Source organism: Phreatobacter sp. (assembly GCF_016793595.1).
Taxonomy (GTDB): Bacteria; Pseudomonadota; Alphaproteobacteria; order Rhizobiales; family Phreatobacteraceae; genus Phreatobacter.
In genome coordinates this window covers 11,515-29,319 of the sequence record NZ_JAEULY010000029.1, presented here as the reverse complement: position 1 = coordinate 29,319, position 17,805 = coordinate 11,515, and the positions used below count along the sequence as shown (strand labels likewise).

The following is a 17,805-nucleotide window of genomic DNA, read 5'->3' as shown; positions in this document are numbered from 1 at the left end:
ACTCGCCGCAACCGGCCTCAGCCGAAGCGGTCGAGCGTGAAGGCGGAGATGTCGCGCCCGGTCCGGCCGGTGCGGATCAGGTCGGCGGTGATCCGGCCGACGATCGGCGCCAGCGTGTAACCGGTGCTCGTCACGGCGTGGAACAGGCCGGGCACGCCCGGCGCCTCGCCGATGATCGGGGCGCCGTCGATGTTGACGTTCATCGCCGCCCAGCTCCGCAGCACGTGCAGCCCCTCGAGCGCCGGCAGGACCCGCTGCGCGACCCAGAGATTCCCTTCGATGCTCGCGCGCAGCGTGCGCGACACGCCGGTGGTCATGTCGGCGGCCGCGGTCCAGCCGCCGCCGATCAGCAGCCCGCCGGCGTCGAGCTGCTTCATGGTCAGGTGCCGGTCGGCGTGGGCGACGAGATGGTCGATCAGCTTCGGGGCCGGCTCGGTCACGATCATCTGCAGCGGCGCGCCGCGCACGGGCAGCTCGATCCCCAGCATCGCCGAGACGCGCGGCGACCAGGCGCCGGCCGCCACGACGATGCGGCCCGCGCGGATGGTACCGGCGCTGGTCGTGGCGACGAATCCGGATCCGTCGCGCGCGATCGCTCGCACCTCGGCGCCGGCGAGGAAGCGCGCCCCCGCGGCCATCGCGCCGCGCGCCGCGGCATAGGTCGCGGTGAGGGGGTTGATCTTGCCCTCCATGGGACAAAGCTCGGCGCCGACGAAGCGCGGCGACAGGTTCGGCGACAGCCGGCGGAGCTCGGCGGCGTCGATAACCTGCGCGTCGATGCCGTGGCGGTTCTCGAGGGCGACCTTCTCGCGCAGGAAGCCGAGCTGGCGATCGGTCTCGGCGACCATCAGGCCGCCGGTGACCCGGATCTCGCAATCGACGCCGGTGTCGCGTTCGATCGCCTGCCATAGCCGCACGCTGTCGGGGCCGAGCGCGAGGGTCTGCGCCGCCGGCCCGCCGCCGGCCTCGGCCTTGCTGCCGAAATCGAAGGACAGCAGCTGGACATGCAGGCTTCCGGCGTTGGCGCCCGAGGCCTGCAGGTTGATCTCGTCGCGCTCCGCGACCAGCACGTCGGCGCCCTCTCGGGCGAGGTAGTAGGCGGTGCAGGAGCCGAGCACGCCGCCGCCGATCACCAGGACGTCCGTGCGATGCGCCGTCTCGCTGCGGGTGCGTGCGGCGCGCGCGGCGACCGGCGGCGGCGGCGTGAGCGCCTTGTGCCCGCCCCATTCGGGCTTCTCGAAGGCGAGGGCGCCGACCGGTACGGGACGTGCCGGCGCGCGCGGTGCGAAGAAGGCGAACTCGTCGAGCGGGGCGCCGGTCTCGGCATGCAGCAGACGCGCGATGGCGGCCGCGCAATTGCGCCCCTGGCAGCGGCCCATGCCGGCACGCGCGAGCTTCTTGATCGCGCCCATCGCCGTGGCGCCGGTGCGGATCTCGGCGCGGATCCGGCCCGCAGTCAGATCCTCGCAGCGGCAGACGGTCACGTCGTCCGCGAGGGCGGCGACGTCGAAATCCGGCACGGCGAACACGGTCCACAGCGCGCGCTGGAACGCCTCGGCGCGCGCGAGGTCGCGCCGCGCGCGCCGCGCCGCGTCGTCGGGGGCGCTGCCGAGAATGGCGGTTGCGGCGGCGTGGCCGGCCAGCGTGCCGCGCGCGCGCGCGACGCGCGCGCCGCCCATCTCGGCGCCGTCGCCGACCACGTAGACCGAGGCGATCGACGCGCGCCCGTCGGCATCGACCACCGGCGCCATGTAGCCGACATGACGATCCACGAAGCGATGCCGCAGCCCGAGCATGCGCGCGAGCTCGGTCGCCGGCACGAAGCCGTGGCCGAGTGCAAGAATGTCGGCATCAAGGGTGCGCTCCCGGCCGTCGGGGCCGCGCATCCGCGCGCGCGCAAAGCCGCCGTCGCCCTCGGCGGCGACGACGCGATGCCCCCACAGCACCGGCACGCCGCGGCTGCGCAGCGTCGCCAGCAGTCGCGCGCCGTCGAAGGCGAGGTCGGGGGCGGCCGCGGCCATCGCGCCCAGGGCGCGCAGCCGGGAGGGCCCCGGCGCCGGGGCCTCCTCGGCGACGGCCACGACCTGCGCGCCGCCGGCGATCAGCTCGACCGCGGTCTGCAGGTTGAGCGGCCCGTTGCCTGCGATGATCAGGCGCCGGCCGGGCGCGACGCGATAGGCGCGGGCGAGGGTCTGCACCGCGCCCGTGGTCATCACGCCCGGCAGCGTCCAGCCCGGGATGGGCACTGGCCGCTCATAGGCGCCGGCGGCAAGGATCAGCTGGCGCGGCTTGAAGATCGTCGCCCGCCCCGCGACCAGAACGCCGATCTCGTCGGGGGCGAAGGCGGCCCACACGCCCGCCTCGCTGACGATCCCCGCGCCGGCGGCGCGCGCGGCGCGGATCAGGTCGGCGCCGTCGCGGAACTGGCGATCGGCGAAGCGCTCGCCCGTGAAGCGATGCGTGTCCGCAAGCTGCTTGAAGTACTGCCCGCCGGGCGCCGGGCGCTCGTCGAGCACGACCACGCGCGGGGCGCCCGCCGGGGCGGGCAGGTGGCGCGCGGCCTCCGTCGCCGCGGCCAGGCCCGCGGGTCCGGCGCCGACGACGAGGACGTCGACCTCGTGCTCGGCGGGCGTCTCGCCGGCGGGCGGGGCGAGTGCCGCGAACTGGCCGGCAGGCGGCGCCGAGGTGACGACGAGCCCTTCGCTCGCCTTCGCCAGGCAGGCGCGCTGGCTCGCCCGGCCATCGATCGTCACGAGGCACTCGAAGCAGGCGCCCATGCCGCACCACAGGCCGCGCCGCGCGCCGTTTCGGGTGTGGCGCAAGGCCAGGACGCCGGCGGCGGACAGGGCGGCGGCGATGCTTTCGCCCTCATAGGCTGTGATCGGCCGACCGTCATAGGTGAAGGTGACGGCGGGCCTGGCCGGCTCGAAGGCGGGGTGGACGAGGCGCATGGTGATCTGACGACTCGATCAGTAGCCCGTCGCCGCGATGGGGTCCACGCTCGGCCGATGCCCGATCATGCGGCAGCCGGCCGGGCCGCGCGGCGCGGGCGATGGCGGCGGGCTCGGATCGGCGGGTATAGTCGCGCCTCGTCCGGCCCGAGGGAGACATGACCAAGACGTTTCGTGGGACCTATACCGTTCTGATCACGCCGTTCACGCCCGACGGATCGCGCGTCGACCTCGCGGCGATGCGCGACCTCGTCGACTGGCAGATCCGGCAGGGCATCCACGGCCTGATCCCGCTGGGCTCGACCGGCGAATTCATGTCGCTGTCGAACGAGGAGAAGACCGCGGTCGCGGAGTGCGTGATCAAGACGGCCGCAGGCCGCGTGCCGGTGCTGATCGGCACCGGGCACGAGGACACGCGCGAGGTCGTGCGTCTGTCGAAGGAGGCCGAGCGTCTCGGCGCCGACGGCGTGATGATCATTCCTCCCTTCTACTCGACGCCGACCGAGGACGAGCTCTTCCATCACTACAAGACGATCGGCGAGGCGATCTCGATCCCGATCATGATCTACAACAACCCGGCGACCGCGAATGTCGACATGCGTCCCGAGACGGTGGCGCGGCTCAGCCGCATCGACAACGTCGACTACATCAAGGAATCGACCCTCGAGGTGACGCGCGTGCGCGACATCATCGAGCTGTGCGGCGACCGGATGACCGTGTTCGCCGGAATCCTCGGCTACGAGAGCTTCTGGCTCGGCGCACAGGGCTGGGTCGCGGTGTGCTCGAACCTGCTGCCCAGGGAATCCGCCGAACTCTTCACGCTCGTCGCCGATCGCCACGACCAGCCGGCGGCGCTGGCGCTGTACAGGCGCATCCTGCCGATCGTGCGCTGGGTCGGCGGCCATCGCTACGTGTCCGCCACCAAGGTCGGGTTCGGGATGATGGGCCGCCCGGTCGGCGAGCCGCGGCCGCCGCGCCTGCCGCTGCCCGCCGGCGAGCGCGATGCGCTGCGGCGAGACCTGGCAGCGCTCGGCCTCGTCAAGCCGGCCGCGGCTTGAATCGCATTCCGTCCGGTCCCGGGCCCCGCCATCCGCGGCGCCAGGGGGCTTCGCTTCCGTTCCGCAGAGGGGAGATCACCGACATGAAGACCAGTTTCACGACGACTCGCCGCGGCATCATCGCCGCGGCCGGCGCTGCCGGTGTCGCCGTCGTCGCCGGGCGCGCCCGCGCCCAGGCGAAGATCGCGCCGCCCAGCATCATCAAGCCCGGCATGCTCGTGATGTCGACCAATCCGACCCTGCGGCCGCTGCAGTGGGTGAACGACAAGGGCGAGCTGCAGGGCATGCGCATCGAGCTCGGCAACGAGATCGCGAAGCAGCTCGGCCTGACCCCGGAATACGTCCGCATCGAGTTCTCGGCCCAGGTGCCCGGCCTCGCGGCCAAGCGCTGGGACATGATCAACACCGGGATCTTCTGGACCGAGGAGCGCTCGAAGCTGATGTACATGGTGCCCTACGAGCGGGCGGCGCTCAGCTTCATGGTCGCGCGCAACAATCCGCAGGGGATCAAGGACGTCAAGGACCTTGCCGGCAAGCGCGTGTCCGTCGAGCTCGGCGGCATCGAGGAGCGGCGCACGCGCGAGGTGAGCCAGACGCTGCAGTCGCAGAACCTCAAGCCGCTCGACATCCGCACCTTCAACAACTTCGCGGAGGCATTCCAGGCGCTGCGCGCGGGCCAGGTCGACGCGTCGGTGACGCTGGATGCGACCGCGCAGGCGCTGCAGGACAACGGCGACTTCACCCGCGCCATCGCCGGGCTGTTCCCGCAGATCGTGTGCATCGCCTTCGCCAACAAGACGCTGGCCGACGCGGTGGTCGGCACGCTCAACGACCTGAAGAAGGGCGGCTACTACGACAAGCTCTTCGACCAGTACGGCGTCCTGAAGAGCGAGGGCGCGACCTTCTCGATCATGGGCACGGGCCCGGCCTGAACGGGGTCTCCGTCCCGGCGGCGCCGGCGCGCCGCGCGTTCCGCCCCGGTCCGGCCGGGGCATCGGCCTCGTCCCGCCGCAGTCGGGGCGAGGCCGGCGACGCGCAGGCGCGGTCGGCGAGGGGAGTCGGGGTGCGATCATGAAGGGTTGGAACTGGGACGGGTTCTGGGGCTACTTCATCAACCCCTACCTGCTCGAGGGCGCGATCGTGACGATCGCGCTGACGGCGACGGCGCTCGTGCTCGGACTCGTCGTCGGGCTCCTGCTCGCGGTGATGCGCATGTCCGCCGGCTCGGGGCGGACCGTCGCGCGGCGCTGGCTCAACACGGCCCTGGCGCAGTTCGCGCAGGTCTATATCTGGGTCTTCCGGGGCACGCCGCTGCTTGTCCAGCTGGTGATCATCTACACGGGCCTGCCGCAGATCAGCGACAGCCTGCGCCTCGACGTGACGCAGTCGGCGGTCCTCGGTCTCGTCCTCAACGAGTCCGCCTACCTGTCGGAGATCGTCCGCGCCGGGATCTCGGCGGTGTCGAAGGGCCAGCGCGAGGCGGCGCTGTCGCTCGGCCTGTCGCGCTGGCGCGCCTTCCGGCTCGTCGTGTGGCCGCAGGCGATGCGCATCATCATCCCGCCCCTGGGCAATTCGGTGAACGGCCTGCTGAAGGCGACGTCCATCGTCTCCGTCATCTCGATGGAGGAGCTGATGCGCCGCGGCCAGATCCTGATGCAGGAGCGCTTCCAGGTGCTCGAGATCTTCATCGTCGTGGCCGTGCTGTATCTCGGCATGACGACCGCGTGGGAGCTCGTGCAGCGCCGCATCGAGGCGCATTACGGCCGCGGCTTCGGCGACGCGGCGCTCCGCTCCGCGCGCGACGACCGTTGACGGCGCTCAGCCGCGCGGCGCCGGCCGGATTGCGGCGCGCTGCCCGCACCGCGCCCGTCGGGCAGGATCCTTCAGGCACTGCTCCAGGGCGAGATTGCGATGCTTCTTCGCGCGCACGCCGAGCAGGCCGCGCAGGCCGGCGCCCTGCAGCACCCAGTAGCGCGTGGGGCCGGTGTCGAGATGGATGAAGTTGGAGCCGGGGTACCACCCGACACCGCCGCGCTGCAGGCGGCGGGCGGCCTGCACGGCATCGACGAGACGCTGCGGGATCCAGAAGTCGATCGCGCGCCCCTCGATGTGATGGCTCCTCTCGGCGACGCCGAACTGGGTCTTCGCGAGCTTGGCGTTGGTCTCCGGCGACCGGTAGCCGGAAAGCAGCGTGGCCTCGGGCGCGCGCGCGGCGGCGAGCACCTCCGAAAGCAGGTCGAGCAGGGCGGGGTCGACGGCGATCATCCGCTCGACATGGCGGTCGCGCATGAAATGCGCGAACTCGCCGAGCGCGACCGGATCGTAGCCCTGCGCGCCGCGGTACGGCCCCGCGAACCGCTCGCCGTTGTCGCTCCGCACGAGCGCGAGCCGACGCGGCTCGCCGTCCGGTATGGCGGCACCGACCGGCGTCGCGATCAGGGCCGACAGGCCCGCCGCGAGGAAATTCCGGCGTCGGATCATCGGGATCGAGGGCTCGGGGCTCCGGGGTACGCCCCGATCATCTGACCCAAATCGGTTAAGGATCAACCATCCCGAGGGGGAGGACGCGCCTGGCGCCGGCGCCCGGGACGGGAAGAGTCATGGTGCCGCCGAAGTGAATTGAACACTCGACCCCGTCCTTACCAAGGACGTGCTCTACCACTGAGCTACGGCGGCGCCTGACGCGATGCGCCGGGGCGCGAGAGCCCACGGCGGGCGCGGGATATGCCACAGGCCCCGCAGACGCGCAACTCGACGTGAGACGGGGAAGTTACCGGTCTCAAGGCGCTGACACCGCGAGGGGATACGTCTAATTGGGGAGGTCATGAACGACCTCCTCGCCAACCAGACGGTCCTGCGGCTGGGCGCCTTCGCCGGTGTCTTCGCGGCGATGGCGGCATGGGAGGTGCTGGCGCCCCGACGGCCGCGGCCGCTGCCGCGCCGGGGCCGCTGGCCCGGCAATCTCGGGATCGTGGTCCTCGACACCCTGGCGTTGCGGGTGATCTTCCCCGTCACGGCCGTCGCCTGGGCGGCCGCGATCGAGGCGAAGGGGATCGGGCTGCTTCCGCTCGCGGGGCTGTCGGGGCCATGGCTGGTCGCCGTCGCCGCGGTCCTGCTCGATCTCGCCATATGGGCCCAGCACGTCGTGTTCCACCACGTGCCGGTGCTGTGGCGGCTCCACCGCATGCATCATGCCGATCTCGATCTCGACGTGACGTCGGGCGCGCGGTTCCACCCGATCGAGATCCTGCTGTCGATGGCGATCAAGTTCGCGGTGATCGCCCTGCTCGGCGCGCCGCCGCTCGCGGTGCTGCTGTTCGAGGTGCTCCTGAACGCCTGCGCGATGTTCAACCACGCCAACGTCCGCCTGCCGGCGCCGCTCGACGCGTTGCTGCGCGCCGTGCTGGTCACGCCGGACATGCATCGCGTCCACCACAGCGTGCGGCGGGACGAGACGGACTCGAATTTCGGCTTCTGCCTCGCGTGGTGGGACCGGATGTTCGGCACCTATCGCGCGGCGCCCGCGGCGGGCCAGCTCGGCATGACCATCGGCCTGACGGCGTTCCGCGACCCGGGCGAGCAGCGGCTCGACCGCATGCTCACGCAGCCCTTCCGCGACGATCAGACCGACGCGGCGCCGTAGTAGAGCGTCACGCTGTGCTTCGCCTCGGCGAAGAACAGCCAGCGCTCGACCAGCACGCCGACCAGCGCCGACACGACCGCGAGCACGGCCGCGATCACGGCGAGCGGGCTCGCGAGCAGGGCCGCCAGCAGCGTCAGCGCCAGCGGCAGCGCGAAGGCGAGGGCGAGGGCGATGCGGCGCAGCTTCGCGGCATGCTTGCGCGCGACCTGGAAGCCCATCTCGCGCATCAGGTAGTTGCTGCCGGTGTGCGGCGGGTCGAGCAGGCGCACGGTGCCGAGCCCCGCGAGCCCCGTGGCGCTGCCCGCCGTCGAGGCGCCCGATGTCGCGTCGATGAAGCGCCAGTAGCGCTCCTTGAGGATCACCGCGAGGACGGTCGCGAGCACCGCCAGCGCTGTGAGCAGGCGGTCCGGCCGGCCCCAGATCTGCAGCAGCGCGTCGAGCGCGAGGGCGCCCGTCATGAGCGCCAGCGCGAGATAGACCGGGACGACATGCGCGTTGCACCACTGGTGGATCGGCTTCAGCGAGCGGTAGATCATCGCCGTGCAATACACGGTGACGGCGCAGAGCACTGCGGCCAGCAGCGCGGCGGCGACGACCGCACCCGGCGACAGCAGGGCGAAGACCCAACCCAGCCCGAAGGCCGCCAGCGGCAGGTATGTCGCGACCGCGGCGACCCCCTCGCGGCTGAGCCACGAGCTGCGCACCTGGCCGAGCGCGCGCCAGGCGCGGCCGGGATGGCCGAGATGGAAGGTCGAAGCGAGCAGGCCCAGCGTGACCAGGCTCGCGCCCAGGCCCAGCGCACAGAGCCCGAAGGCCGGCGTCACGGGCACGCGGCCGAGCGCGTACCAGATCGCCGTCAGGGCGATCAGGCCGTAGCCGGCGCCCGAGGCCGTCGTGAAGAGGATGACCGAGAAGGCGGGATGCATGGATCGCTCGAAGGTCGGCTCAGCGGGACAGGATGCGATCGAGCCAGCGCAGCGCCGGATGCAACGCCTTGGCGTCGAAGGCGGGCTCGAGCGCCTCCTTGGCCGTGCCGCTGCACCCGCTGGTCTTCGCCGGGCGCGGCGGCAGATAGCGGTTGACCGGCGCATAGTCGAGCTCGGGCATCAGCGCCACGCCGCCGCGCGCGGCGACGAGCTTCGAGACGTCGGAGCCGGGGTCGCCGAGATCGCCGAAGTGCCGCGCGTTGGCCGGACAGGTCGAGACGCAGGCCGGCACGCGGTCCTCGGCAGCGAGGTTCTGGTTGTAGATCTTGTCGATGCACAGCGTGCACTTCTTCATCACGCCGGCATCCTCGTCGAACTCGCGGGCACCATAGGGGCAGGCCCAGGAGCACAGCTTGCAGCCGATGCAGGTGTCCGGATTGACGAGGACGATGCCGTCCTCCTGGCGCTTGAACGAGGCGCCTGTCGGGCAGACCTCGACACAGGCCGGCTTCTCGCAATGCAGGCAGGACTTGGGGAAATGGACCGTGCGCCCCGCGGCCCCGTCGCCCGCCTCGAACGAGTGGACGCGGTTGAACCACACTCCCGAGGCGTCGCGCGAATAGGGCTGCAGGTCGGTCATCGGCGCCGAATGGCCCGACGCATTCCACTCCTTGCAGTTCACCGCGCAGGCGTGACAGCCGACGCAGGTGTCGAGATCGATGACGAGGCCGAGCTTCTTCTGGCCGGGCGCCGGCGCCTGATACGAGGTCATTCCGGGACGCTCGCGTTGTAGCGGAGGATGGAGGGCGGCACCTTCAGGCCGGGGGGCCGCGGAAGCGTGTCGAAACGCGGGCTCGGCTCGCCGGCCTCGTGGGGAGCGCATTTCTCGAGCCGGATGCGCAGGTCGTACCATGCGGCCTGGCCGGTGACGGGGTCGGCATTGGGCGTGCGCGCCGGGCCGGGCAGGAACTCCGAGATCGCGTGGTTGAGCAGGAAACCGTTGGTCGCCTCGCGCGCGTCGGCCGCCAGGTTCCAGGCGCCGGAGCGCTTGCCGATCGCGTTCCAGGTCCAGACCGTGTCGGCATTGCAGCCTTCCATCAGCCGGACCTGCGCCTTGACGCGGCCGTGGTGGGAGACGATCCAGACCCAGTCGTCGTCGGCGATCCCGAGCGTGGTCGCGCGGCCGCGATTGACGTAGAGCCGGTTCTCGCCGAGGACCTGGCGAAGCCACGCGTTCTGCGAGTGCCATGCGTGATACATCGGCATCGGCCGCTGCGTCACCGCGTGCATCGGGAAGGCCGCGGTGTCGACGGCCGCCTCCTCGAAGGGGCGATACCAGATCGGCAGCGGATCGAGATGGCGCTCGAGGCGGTCGCGCAGGTTCTCGGGCGGATGGATGGTGCCGTGGCCGCGCGCCGCGAGCCGGAAACGCTGCAGCGGCTCGACATAGAGCTGCAGGACGATGGGCTCCGCCTTGTCGAGCAGGCCGAGCTTCACCGCCTCCTCGAGATAGGTCCTGTTCGCGTACTTGAAGTACAGCGCCTCCTCGGGAAGGTGGTGGCGCCAGAAGCAGCCGTTCTCGACATAGCGCGCGAGCTGGCCGGGGTTCGGCGCGCCCTTGCCCGGCGAGCCGCCATCGGCGCCGCGCCAGCCGGCGAGCGGCCCGATGCCGGGCCGGCGCTCGTGATTGGCGATGTAGTCGGGATAGCCGCCGGGAAACTTTGCGCCGCCGTCCTCGCGCGTGAAGCCGGGCAGCTTGAGCCGGGCGCCGAGCTCGATGATCACGTCCTGGAACGGGCGCACGTCGCGGTCGGGCGTGAGGATCGGCTGGCGGATCGCGTCGCCCGGGCCCTCGGGCGAGCCGATCGGGCGATCGAGGATCGAGATGCAGTCCCAACGCTCGAGATAGGTCGTGTCCGGCAGGATCAGGTCGGCATAGGCGACCATCTCCGAATAGAACGCGTCCGAGTAGATGATCTTGGGGATCTTGTATTCGCCGTCGGCACGCTTGTCGGTCAGCATGGCGATCGTGCCGGCGCTGTTCATCGCCGAGTTCCACGACATGTTCGCCATGTACATGAACAGCAGGTCGATCGGGTACGGATCGCCGGCATGCGCATTGGCGATCACGAGATGCATGAGGCCGTGCGCGGAGACGGGCGCTTCCCAGCTGTAGGCCTTGTCGATGCGCGTCGCCTTGCCCTCGGCGTCGACGAGCAGGTCCTCGGGACCGAGCGGGAAGCCGAGCGGCATGCCGCCCAGCGGCGTGTTCGGCGCCACCGTCTTGCCGGCCGGCTTGGGCCCGCCGGGCATCGGCTTGGGGTAGGGCGCCTTGTAGCGCCAGCTGCCGGGACGATCGATGGCGCCGAGCAGCATCTGCAGTACGTGGATCGCGCGGCAGGTCTGGAAGCCGTTCGAGTGTGCCGAGATCCCGCGCATCGCGTGGAACGAGACCGGCCTGCCCTCCATGCGCTCGTGCCGCTTGCCGGTCCAGTCGGTCCAGGGGCGGTCGATGGTCACCTTCTGCTCGAAGGCCGCGTGCACGAGCTCGGCGGCGAGGCGCTTGATCGTCGCGGCGTCGACGCCGCATTCCGTGGCAACGGCCTCGGCGGCATAGCGCGCGTCGAGGTAGCGCTCGGCGATCAGCTGGAAGACGGGAACGCACCTTCCCCACTCGGGCAACTCGACCTCGCCGACCAGCTTGGGGCTGATGCCGGTGCCGAGCGCCGAGACCGCCGCGTTGCGCCGGCCGTCCCAGCACATTGGCTGGCCGGCGGCGTCGCGCGCGAACAGGCCCTCGTTGCCGCCGGGCTGGCGCACGACGAGCCAGGTGGCATTCGTGTAGCGGCCGAGGAAGTCGAGATCGAGACGGTCGGCCTTCAGCACCTCGTGGATCAGGGCCATCACCAGCAGGCCGTCGGTTCCGGGCCGGATCCCGATCCATTCGTCGGCGACAGCGGAGTAGCCCGTGCGCACCGGATTGACCGAGACGAACTTGGCGCCGCGCGCCTTGAGCTTGGCGATGCCGGTCTTGATCGGGTTGGAGTCGTGATCCTCGGCGACGCCGAACATCAGCAGGTAGCGCGCGTGGTCCCAGTCGGGCTCGCCGAACTCCCAGAAGCTGCCGCCGATCGAGTAGAGGCCGGCGGCGGCCATGTTGACCGAGCAGAACCCGCCATGCGCGGCGAAGTTGGGCGTGCCGAACTGCGCCGCCCACCAGCCGGTGAGCGATTGGCTCTGGTCGCGACCCGTGAAGAACGCGAGCTTGCGCGGGTCGCGGCCGCGGATCTCGCCGAGCCAACCCGTCGCCAGCGCGAGGGCCTCGTCCCAGGAGATCTCCTTGAACTCGCCGGATCCGCGCTCGCCGACGCGCAACAGCGGCGCCGTCAGCTTGGCCGGCGAATACTGCTGCATGATCCCGGCGGAGCCCTTGCCGCACAGGACGCCCTTGTTCACGGGATGGCTCTTGTTGCCCTCGATGTAGCGGACGCGGCCGTTCTTCAGATGGACCTTGATGCCGCAACGGCAGGCGCACATGTAGCAGGTGGTCGTCTTGACGTCGTCGGCGACCATCGGCGAGAGCTCGATCGGCATCTCGCCCTCGAAAGGCGGCATTCGGGGGGTGCTCCTCTGGGCGCCCGGACTTTCGCTCGACGGCGCCAGCAGGTCAAAGATTCTGAGCCGGACGGGCCCGCAAACGGCGACGGCACGAGGGGCGCCGCGCGGGGCCCCTCGTGCCGTCGATCACCCCGGTCGCGCGGGGCGCCGGGTGGCGCGCCTACTCGCCGACGTTCATGTCGACGACGTCGGTCACCGGGCGGCCGTCGTCGCCATGGAAGTCGATGGCGCAGGCGGAAAGCAGGACGGCGAGCGAAAGCGCGAGGATCTTCTTCAAGGGACTTCTCCGGCATGATGCGGCCCGGCCGGGCGACGATTCTGTCGCGCGGCGATGGCCGGCACCGGCAGGATGTCAGCGCCGCATTGCGGCGCGCTTAAGCATCGTTCGGATTTTACGCGAACTGCGACGATCCGGCGTCGCGGTCAGATCACGTTGAGCTCGCGCACCGGCCTGTTGTCGCGAACGCGCTCGTAACCGAACAGGCTGCAGTCGATCGTCGTGTAGCGGCCGTGCAGGATCAGCTCCGAGATCGCGCGGCCCGCGGCGGGCGACTGCTGGATGCCGTGCCCGGAGAAGCCGGTGACGAAGAGGAGGTTCGCGATGTCGGGATGCGGTCCGATGATCGCGTTGTGGTCGAGCGTGTTGACCTCGTAGTACCCGGCCCAGCCTCCCTGGACCTTGAGCGTCTCGAACGCAGGGACGCGCGCCGCGATGGTCGGCCAGACCGGATCGTCGAAGAAGTGATGGTCCATCTCGAAGTCGCCGGGCGCGGCGTCGAAGTCGTCGTGCTCGGCCGGTGCCACACCGCAGACGAAGCCGTCGCCCTCGTGCCGGACCCAGACGCCATTGATGTCGATCAGCAGCGGCAGCCCGGGCAGCTTCGCGGGCGACTTGAAGAAGAAGACGGTCCGCTTGCGCGGCCGCACCGGCAGCGGAATCCCCGCCAGCGCTGCGACGTCGCCCGACTGCGGGCCCGCCGCGAGCACGATCGTGCCGCCGGCGATCCGCGTCCCGTCGGCGAGCCGGACTGCCGCGGCGCGGCGGCCGTCGTGCTCGATGCCGACGACTTCGCCGTGCACGTAACGCGTGCCCAGCGCGGCCGCCTTGCGCCGGAACGCCTGCATCAGGGCGGGGCCGTCGAAGGTCCCCTCGCCGGTCAGGCCGAAGCCGCCGCCGGCGATCCCGTCGGTCCGGATCCAGGGGAAGCGCGCGGCGATGTCGTCGGGCGTGAGCACGGTCGTGTTCGCGCCGTGGGCGCGTTGCGTGGCGACGTTGCGATGCAGGATGTCGAGCGTCTCGGGTCCGGACAGGATCAGGTAGCCGGGCTCGCGCAGGCCGATCGACAGCGCCTCGCCGTCGACGGCGAGATGGTCCTGGATCCGCCGCAGGAAGCCGATGCCGAACAGCGACAGCTGGATGTTGAGCGGCGTCGAGAACTGCTGGCGGATCGAGCTCGCCGATCGCGCCGAGCTGGCATAGGTGTAGGTCGGGTCGCGCTCGACCACCGTGACGGTGCCGGTGAATCCCGGCGCGCTGCGCAGGAAGAAGGCGGTGGCGCTGCCCATGACGCCGCCGCCGATGATGACGACATCGGACGTTTCGTTCATGGGCGCATAATCCTCCGCGCCGGGCGCGCGTCAAGCGTGGTGGCCCGCGCAACCGGTCTCTGCTATCGCGGCGCCATGCCTCGCCTGCGCCTGGCCGACGACCTGCGCGCGCTCGCCGACCGCGATCCCCATATCGCGGCGGAATACGAGCGGATCGGCGTGCCGCCCGACCGGACGCGGCCGCCGGGATTCGCCGCGCTGCTGCGGATCATCGTGGGCCAGCAGGTGTCGACCAAAGCGGCGGCGTCGATGTGGGCGCGGTTGGAGACGGCGCTGGACGGGGCGGTCGCCGCGCCCCGGATCGCGGTGCTGTCGGCCGAGGAGCTTCGCGGCCTCGGGTTCTCGCGCCAGAAGGCCGCCTATGCTCTCGATCTCGCGCGACGCGTGGCCGACGGCGCCTTCGATTTCGATCGGCTCGCGCGGCTGCGCGACGAGGCGGCGATCGCCGAGCTCGTCGCGCTCAAGGGTATCGGCACCTGGAGCGCGGAGGTCTATCTGCTGTTCGCGATGCGGCGCGCCGACATCTTTCCGGCCGGCGACCTGGCGCTGCAGGTCGCGTACCAGCGCTTGAAGGGACTGCGCCAGCGGCCGTCGTCGGAGCGGCTGCGCCGGCTGGTCGAGCCGTGGCGGCCGCATCGCGGCGCCGGCGCCCATTTCCTCTGGCATCTCTACGCCAACCCGCCGCTGGGCTGACACGGGTCAGGGCGGCGGGGTCCGCGCCGTGACGAAGTCCCGGACGCGCCGGATCGCGTCGTCGCGCGCAGCCGGATCGGTGCCGAGCGTGGCCGTGCCCGAGCGCGTCGAGCCGACATTCCGGCGCACGTGCAACGCCATGTCGGGCGCGTCGAAGTCATGGACGGCGCCGGGATAGACGACCAGCGCGACCGGCGCGCCGTACGACGCCGCGCGGTCCACCAGCGTCCGGCAGGGCGCGACGGGCGTCCAGTCGTCCGCATCGCCGACCAGGATCAGGAGCGGAATGCCGGTGGTCCAGCCCTGCCGCCGCTCGGCGACCGCACGGCAGCCCGGATAGAAGGCGATCGCGGCGGCGAAGTCCCGCGCCAGCCCCGTTGGCCGCGCCGGAGCGTCGGTGCCGACCGCGTTGAGCGCCGACGCGCCGCCATGCGACCAGCCCAGCAGGCTCACCGCGTCGGGCCGCACGTCGGGCCGCGACTGGAGATAGGCGAGCGCCGCGTAGGCGTCGCGTGCGCGCTCGCGCTCCGGCTCGATGCTGCGCCGCGTCTGTTCGCAGATCGACGACAGGCCGCGCGGCGTGAAGCTGTCGACATGGAGCACGACATGGCCGAGGCCGACGAAGCGCTCGGCCCAGTCGCGATGCCGGGCGGTCAGCGCGCCGTCGCGCCGCCGCAGGCCGCCGCAGCCATGCATCATCACGATCGCCGGATGCGGCCCGGCGCCGGCCGGGAGCCACAGGGCCGCGGTCAAAGCACCTTGGTCCAGCGTTTCGGCGTCGAGCGGATGACCGGCGAAGCGGATGGTCTGCTCGGCGGCGGCGGGCACGAGGCCGGCCAGCGCGACGAGCAGCAGCGCGACGGCGGGCACGAGCGACGGACGACGGAGCGGGCGCGAACGCATGGCGGCCTTGGGCTTGCGGCGATGACCTCAGCGCTACCTCAAGATGCCAAGGACGGCCACGACACGGTCGAGGTAGCTGCGATAAAAATAACCATGACCGAGCGGCCGCGTCGCGAGCCCGAGCAACCCGAGACGAACGACGCCGGCGCGGCGGCCGCGCAACGCCGACGCGAGCGCCTCGCCGCCGCGCTGCGCGCCAATCTGCATCGTCGCAAGGATCAGGCACGCGCGCGGGCGGCCGAGCCGCCGACCGACGAGGACGGTACATGACGAGGTCGGCGAGCCGGTGGCGCGTCGCCCTCGATCGGTACCGGGGCCGCCGGCCGGCCATCGGCGAGGTCGTCGCCGCGATCGCCGCGCTTGTCGGGTCGGCGACGGCCACGACGCCTGCGCTCGCCGTCGTCGGCGACTTCAAGCGCGATGCGCCCACGATCCTCTTCGCAGCCCTCGGGCTTGCGGCGGTGGGCGGCTCGGTGATCGGTTTCGCCCTGCGCGGCCTGCGCTCGGGCACCGTGGCCGCGGGCCCGGTGCCGGACCCGCATGTGGTCGGGGCCGAGACGGCGTGGGAGCTGGACCACAAGCTGCGCTTCTCGCGCCTCGTCGTTGCGCCGCCCGGGGCAACCGGCGGCCGCCCACTGATCGTCGACGGCGACCGCGGCCGGACCTGGGCCGAACTGCGTCTCGGGACCGCCTCGCAATCGGGGCTCGACGACATCGCCTCGCGCTGCGCGCGCCACGAGGTCTTTCGCGACGTGATCGTCGCGCGCGACGACGGCGTCGAGGGCATGCGCTATTTCGCGATCTCGGGCGCGCCGCGCACGAAGCCGGGCGGCAAGCTCGTCGGCTATGCCGGCGTCGTGCGCGACGTCAGCGCCGTGTTCGCGCGCGAGGAGTCGCTGCGAAAGGCCCGCCGCGAGGCCGAGGAGGCGAGCGCCGCGAAGACCGCCTACATCGCGACCATGAGCCACGAGCTGCGCTCGCCGCTCAATGCCGTCGTCGGCTTCGCGGAGGTCATGAGCCGCGAGGTGCTCGGTCCGATGGGCTCGCAGCGCTACCTGACCTATGCGCGCGACATCAGCACGGCGGGGCAGCACATGCTGGCGCTGGTCGGCGACATCCTCGGCATGGCGCGGCTGGAATCCGGCCAGCAGATCCTGGAGGAGAGCGAGTTCGACCTCGAGACGACCATCGCCGAGGCGGTCGCGCTGGTGCGGCTCCAGGCGGAGGCCGGTCAGCACGGCATCGAGCTCAAGCTCGAGGCGTGGCCGCGGCTGCGCGCCGATCCGCGCGCCATCCGGCAGATCCTGGTCAATCTGCTCGGCAACGCCATCAAGTTCTCGCGTCCGGCGGGGCGGGTGGTGATCGACACCGCCTTCGTGCCGGAGGAGGGCGGCGCCCTTCGCATCGGCGTTCGCGACTTCGGCATCGGCATCGCGGCACCGGACATCCCGAGGCTCACTGCGCCCTTCGTCCAGCTCCAGGCGGGGCGGACGCGCGGCGACGGCTCCGGCCTTGGGCTGGCGATCGTGCGCCACCTGATCGAGCTTCACGGCGGCCGGCTCGACATCGCGAGCAAGCTCGACGAGGGGACGACGGCGACCGTCGTCCTGCCGGCGAGCCGGGTCCTGGCCCGCGCGTTGCCGCGGCGCGAGGGCCAGGAGGCGGTGCCGTCGTGAGCGGTGCGATCGATGCCGCGCTGCCGGCGCGCGCGCGGGCCCTGCGGCGGTTCTGGTTCGCCGGGGACGTGCCGACGCGCTTCCGCGGCTTGTGGTTCCGCCGCTCCGCCGCCTTCGATGCGGAGTTGCGGTCGCGCTTCGCCGCGGACGTGGCGCTGGCACGTACCGGCGCGCTCGACGACTGGGCGGCCACCCCGGCCGGGGCGATCGCGCTGCTGCTGCTCCTCGACCAGCTGCCGCGCAATCTCTGTCGCGGCCAGGCCACGGCGTTCGCGAGCGATCCGGCGGCCCGCGCAGTCACCGGCAGGATGCTCGCGCGCGGCGACGACCGGCTCCTGGGTCCGGTAGAGCGCGTCTTCATGCTGCTGCCGCTGGAGCACAGCGAGGACCTGGCCGACCAGGAGCGGTCCGTGGCGCTGTTCGAGGCGATGATCGAGGCGCCGCCGGCGATGCCCCGGGGATTGCGGGACATGATCGTGGCCTATGCGCGACGCCACCACGAGATCGTCGCGCGCTTCGGCCGCTTTCCCCACCGCAATGCCGCGCTGGGACGGGCGACGACCCCCGAGGAAGCGGCCTTCCTGCGCGAGCCGATGTCGTCGTTCTGAGCGCGCCTCGGCCGCGGCGCGGCCCGTCGCAACGCGATGCCTTCGACCATCGATTGAGCCGAAGCGGGCCGTGGCGCTAGAAGGAGGCCGGCGCGGAGCCCCTCGCGATTCGGCCTCATGG

Annotated in this window: 15 protein-coding genes and 1 tRNA gene; 8 read left to right on the top strand and 8 right to left on the bottom strand. The window is 71.7% G+C overall.

Annotated features, from left to right (window positions below; genetic code table 11):
- Nucleotides 1-17: 17 nt before the first annotated feature.
- On the bottom strand, nt 18-2,951 hold the full coding sequence (locus tag JNK84_RS22430) for an FAD-dependent oxidoreductase (RefSeq protein ID WP_293428438.1): 2,934 nt from the start codon (nt 2,949-2,951) through the stop codon (nt 18-20).
- 158 nt (nt 2,952-3,109) lie between these two features.
- Between JNK84_RS22430 and JNK84_RS22425 the strand changes: the two genes are divergently transcribed.
- The 3 genes from JNK84_RS22425 to JNK84_RS22415 all read left to right on the top strand — a co-directional run bounded on the left by JNK84_RS22425 (nt 3,110) and on the right by JNK84_RS22415 (nt 5,821).
- Complete coding sequence (locus JNK84_RS22425) at nt 3,110-4,009, top strand: dihydrodipicolinate synthase family protein (protein ID WP_293428436.1); 900 nt, start codon at nt 3,110-3,112, stop codon at nt 4,007-4,009.
- An 83-nt stretch (nt 4,010-4,092) separates the two neighbouring features.
- Nucleotides 4,093-4,941, top strand: a complete 849-nt coding sequence (locus tag JNK84_RS22420) for an ABC transporter substrate-binding protein (protein ID WP_293428434.1) — start codon at nt 4,093-4,095, stop codon at nt 4,939-4,941.
- A gap of 139 nt (nt 4,942-5,080) precedes the next feature.
- Nucleotides 5,081-5,821: an amino acid ABC transporter permease gene (locus JNK84_RS22415; RefSeq protein WP_293428432.1), complete on the top strand. Its 741-nt coding sequence runs from the start codon at nt 5,081-5,083 to the stop codon at nt 5,819-5,821.
- Between the two features lie 6 nt (nt 5,822-5,827).
- On the opposite strand, the gene JNK84_RS22410 is transcribed toward JNK84_RS22415, so the two are convergent.
- Nucleotides 5,828-6,490, bottom strand: a complete 663-nt coding sequence (locus JNK84_RS22410) for a YcbK family protein (protein WP_293428430.1) — start codon at nt 6,488-6,490, stop codon at nt 5,828-5,830.
- 120 nt (nt 6,491-6,610) lie between these two features.
- A tRNA-Thr gene (locus tag JNK84_RS22405) sits at nt 6,611-6,685 on the bottom strand.
- Nucleotides 6,686-6,833: 148 nt separating this feature from the next.
- Here JNK84_RS22405 and JNK84_RS22400 point away from each other — a divergent pair.
- A complete protein-coding gene (locus JNK84_RS22400; RefSeq protein WP_293428428.1) occupies nt 6,834-7,652 on the top strand; it encodes a sterol desaturase family protein in 819 nt (272 codons plus the stop codon).
- On the opposite strand, the gene JNK84_RS22395 is transcribed toward JNK84_RS22400, so the two are convergent.
- The 4 genes from JNK84_RS22395 to JNK84_RS22380 all read right to left on the bottom strand — a co-directional run bounded on the left by JNK84_RS22395 (nt 7,631) and on the right by JNK84_RS22380 (nt 13,804).
- Nucleotides 7,631-8,578 carry a dimethyl sulfoxide reductase anchor subunit family protein gene (locus tag JNK84_RS22395; RefSeq protein WP_293428426.1) on the bottom strand — a complete coding sequence of 316 codons (948 nt, stop codon included), beginning with the start codon at nt 8,576-8,578 and terminating at the stop codon, nt 7,631-7,633. The two genes, JNK84_RS22400 and JNK84_RS22395, sit on opposite strands and share 22 nt — an antisense overlap.
- A gap of 19 nt (nt 8,579-8,597) precedes the next feature.
- The gene (locus JNK84_RS22390; protein ID WP_293428424.1) at nt 8,598-9,350 is read right to left on the bottom strand and encodes a 4Fe-4S dicluster domain-containing protein; all 753 of its coding nucleotides are present in this window, start codon (nt 9,348-9,350) and stop codon (nt 8,598-8,600) included.
- Complete coding sequence (locus JNK84_RS22385; RefSeq protein ID WP_293428422.1) at nt 9,347-12,193, bottom strand: molybdopterin oxidoreductase family protein; 2,847 nt, start codon at nt 12,191-12,193, stop codon at nt 9,347-9,349. The genes JNK84_RS22390 and JNK84_RS22385 overlap by 4 nt, the downstream gene beginning before the upstream one ends.
- A gap of 426 nt (nt 12,194-12,619) precedes the next feature.
- Nucleotides 12,620-13,804, bottom strand: a complete 1,185-nt coding sequence (locus tag JNK84_RS22380) for an NAD(P)/FAD-dependent oxidoreductase (RefSeq protein WP_293428420.1) — start codon at nt 13,802-13,804, stop codon at nt 12,620-12,622.
- Between the two features lie 75 nt (nt 13,805-13,879).
- On the opposite strand from JNK84_RS22380, the gene JNK84_RS22375 reads away from it, so the two are divergent.
- Nucleotides 13,880-14,497, top strand: a complete 618-nt coding sequence (locus JNK84_RS22375) for a DNA-3-methyladenine glycosylase family protein (RefSeq protein ID WP_293428418.1) — start codon at nt 13,880-13,882, stop codon at nt 14,495-14,497.
- 6 nt (nt 14,498-14,503) lie between these two features.
- On the opposite strand, the gene JNK84_RS22370 is transcribed toward JNK84_RS22375, so the two are convergent.
- Nucleotides 14,504-15,400 carry a dienelactone hydrolase family protein gene (locus JNK84_RS22370; RefSeq protein ID WP_293428416.1) on the bottom strand — a complete coding sequence of 299 codons (897 nt, stop codon included), beginning with the start codon at nt 15,398-15,400 and terminating at the stop codon, nt 14,504-14,506.
- Between the two features lie 93 nt (nt 15,401-15,493).
- Between JNK84_RS22370 and JNK84_RS22365 the strand changes: the two genes are divergently transcribed.
- From JNK84_RS22365 to JNK84_RS22355, 3 genes are read left to right on the top strand one after another with little or no spacing between them, the layout of a single operon-like run.
- Nucleotides 15,494-15,670, top strand: a complete 177-nt coding sequence (locus JNK84_RS22365; protein WP_293428414.1) for a hypothetical protein — start codon at nt 15,494-15,496, stop codon at nt 15,668-15,670.
- Nucleotides 15,667-17,076, top strand: a complete 1,410-nt coding sequence (locus JNK84_RS22360) for a PAS domain-containing sensor histidine kinase (RefSeq protein ID WP_293428412.1) — start codon at nt 15,667-15,669, stop codon at nt 17,074-17,076. The genes JNK84_RS22365 and JNK84_RS22360 overlap by 4 nt, the downstream gene beginning before the upstream one ends.
- A complete protein-coding gene (locus tag JNK84_RS22355; RefSeq protein WP_293428410.1) occupies nt 17,073-17,684 on the top strand; it encodes a DUF924 family protein in 612 nt (203 codons plus the stop codon). Before JNK84_RS22360 ends, JNK84_RS22355 begins: the two co-directional genes overlap by 4 nt.
- Nucleotides 17,685-17,805: the final 121 nt, after the last annotated feature.

Coding starts and splice junctions, on each gene's coding strand:
- JNK84_RS22430 (WP_293428438.1), bottom strand. CDS start 2,951: ATGCGCCTCGTCCACCCCGCCTTCGAGCCGGCCAGGCCCGCCGTCACC.
- JNK84_RS22425 (WP_293428436.1), top strand. CDS start 3,110: ATGACCAAGACGTTTCGTGGGACCTATACCGTTCTGATCACGCCGTTC.
- JNK84_RS22420 (WP_293428434.1), top strand. CDS start 4,093: ATGAAGACCAGTTTCACGACGACTCGCCGCGGCATCATCGCCGCGGCC.
- JNK84_RS22415 (WP_293428432.1), top strand. CDS start 5,081: ATGAAGGGTTGGAACTGGGACGGGTTCTGGGGCTACTTCATCAACCCC.
- JNK84_RS22410 (WP_293428430.1), bottom strand. CDS start 6,490: ATGATCCGACGCCGGAATTTCCTCGCGGCGGGCCTGTCGGCCCTGATC.
- JNK84_RS22400 (WP_293428428.1), top strand. CDS start 6,834: ATGAACGACCTCCTCGCCAACCAGACGGTCCTGCGGCTGGGCGCCTTC.
- JNK84_RS22395 (WP_293428426.1), bottom strand. CDS start 8,578: ATGCATCCCGCCTTCTCGGTCATCCTCTTCACGACGGCCTCGGGCGCC.
- JNK84_RS22390 (WP_293428424.1), bottom strand. CDS start 9,350: ATGACCTCGTATCAGGCGCCGGCGCCCGGCCAGAAGAAGCTCGGCCTC.
- JNK84_RS22385 (WP_293428422.1), bottom strand. CDS start 12,193: ATGCCGCCTTTCGAGGGCGAGATGCCGATCGAGCTCTCGCCGATGGTC.
- JNK84_RS22380 (WP_293428420.1), bottom strand. CDS start 13,804: ATGAACGAAACGTCCGATGTCGTCATCATCGGCGGCGGCGTCATGGGC.
- JNK84_RS22375 (WP_293428418.1), top strand. CDS start 13,880: ATGCCTCGCCTGCGCCTGGCCGACGACCTGCGCGCGCTCGCCGACCGC.
- JNK84_RS22370 (WP_293428416.1), bottom strand. CDS start 15,400: ATGCGTTCGCGCCCGCTCCGTCGTCCGTCGCTCGTGCCCGCCGTCGCG.
- JNK84_RS22365 (WP_293428414.1), top strand. CDS start 15,494: ATGACCGAGCGGCCGCGTCGCGAGCCCGAGCAACCCGAGACGAACGAC.
- JNK84_RS22360 (WP_293428412.1), top strand. CDS start 15,667: ATGACGAGGTCGGCGAGCCGGTGGCGCGTCGCCCTCGATCGGTACCGG.